The 1,572-nt window shown below is 54.3% G+C and carries 1 protein-coding gene and 1 pseudogene; both read right to left on the bottom strand.

What is annotated here, in order from left to right:
* Positions 1-283, bottom strand: a pseudogene (locus ACTHUT_RS20155) (hypothetical protein); the annotation flags it as partial.
* Positions 284-431: 148 nt separating this feature from the next.
* Positions 432-1,572 (bottom strand): glycosyltransferase family 39 protein (locus ACTHUT_RS20150; RefSeq protein WP_440419575.1); only part of this gene is annotated, 1,141 nt, incomplete at its 5' end.

The raw sequence follows: 1,572 nt of genomic DNA, 5'->3' as shown, positions 1-1,572 counted from the left end.
ACCAGCTTTCGATGTCGGTGGAAATGGTGCGGTAGCCTTCGCGGCGCGATTGTTTGGCCAATTCGCGGATACGCGCTTCGTTGAGTACGCCGTGTTTGCGTTTGCCTGTCGGATCGGGTTTGACCAGCTCACTTTCGTAAACCAAGAACACTTTGGAGAGTTTATCGGCAGTCAGGTCGGGTTTGCCGACGTAGTCCATGCGGTCGTAGATGATGAAATCTTTGGCATGAGCGGAGAGGACGGTCAATAAGAGGACGAGGGGCAAAAGGCGGTTGGGCTTCATATTTTTAGGCAGATAAGGGAAAAGGGCCATTGTACGGGAAGCGGTGTTAAAGTGAGTCAAAGGCCGTCTGAAAGGATAAAAGTTCTTTCAGACGGCCTTTTATTTGAATGTAGCAGGAATATTCAGCTTTATGGCTAGTGTCACGGATTTATTGCGCTGCAGTTTTTTCCAGTAATAGGAAAGTTTCGGCTTTGTTGCGCGGTCTTGCGCCTTGCCACAAGGTTTGCCAGCCCGAAGGTGCGTCGACATTGGCGGCTTGGCGGATGAGGCGGTAGCGGCAGGACGGGTTGTCGGTCGTGGTTTTAATATGGCTGTATTGTGTCCACGCGATGCGGGTGCGCTGGTCTTGGCTGTCGATGTTGATACATTCGAGGCCGTCTGAAAGTTTCTGTTTCAATTCGGAAGAAAGCGCGGCTTCCATTTGGTGTACCACCGGCGCATGGCTTTTGGCGGCGTTGAGCCACGGTAAAAACAGGGTCATCAGCAAGGCCCAAGCCAAGGTAACGCCGGCTGCCCAGTTGGTCACGGCTTGGCGGCCGCGGATGTTTTTACGCGTAATCGCCCAGAGCCACAACGGGGTAAACAGCAGGGCGACGGTCATCGGAATCGGATCGATGTCGGGGATGTAATATGGGCTGAAATAGGCGGCGCGTTCGGCCAGTTTGGCAGGCCAGCCGTAGTTCATGGCGAAGAAGCCCAGCCACAGGAAGGCGGCAATCAGACCAAATGCCATGATGCCGAACCAGTTGATAAATGCCGCTGCACCGCGACGCAGGCCGTCCAGTTGTGCCGCGCCGAGCAGGGCGAGCGGTGGCAACAGCCAAACGAGGTTGTCTTGCAGGCGTTGAGGGTTGATGGCGAGCAGGGCTGTCATGATAACCAGCCACGACAGGCTCAGAATGCCCCAGTTTTTATCGTGGATACGCGTGCGGCTGAGCGTCCATGCCGCCAGCGGCCAAGCAGGCAGGGTAAACCACAGCAGGTTTTTCAGATAATAGGGCAGGTTGAAGGCCGTCTGAATCTGATGGAAACCGCCGAATACGCCTAAGGAATAATGGTTGAACCAAATATCAAACCATTCTGGATTGGTTTTGGATAACACCAGCGGATACAGAATCAGCAGGGGCAGGGAAACGACAATGGCGCCAATCAGGGTCAGCAGATAGCGTTTGCTTTGCCAAGTGGAATGGAACGACAGGGCAAGTGCCAAAAACATCATGGCCGCGGTCAGCAGATAGCCTGAGGAAAGGGAGAGTAAAACCCAGCCGCCGCACAACAGCAAAATGGCA

Source organism: Neisseria sp. P0022.S010, from assembly GCF_051956635.1.
The sequence above is the reverse complement of the archived record's forward strand: the minus strand, read 5'-3'. Positions and strand labels throughout refer to the sequence as shown.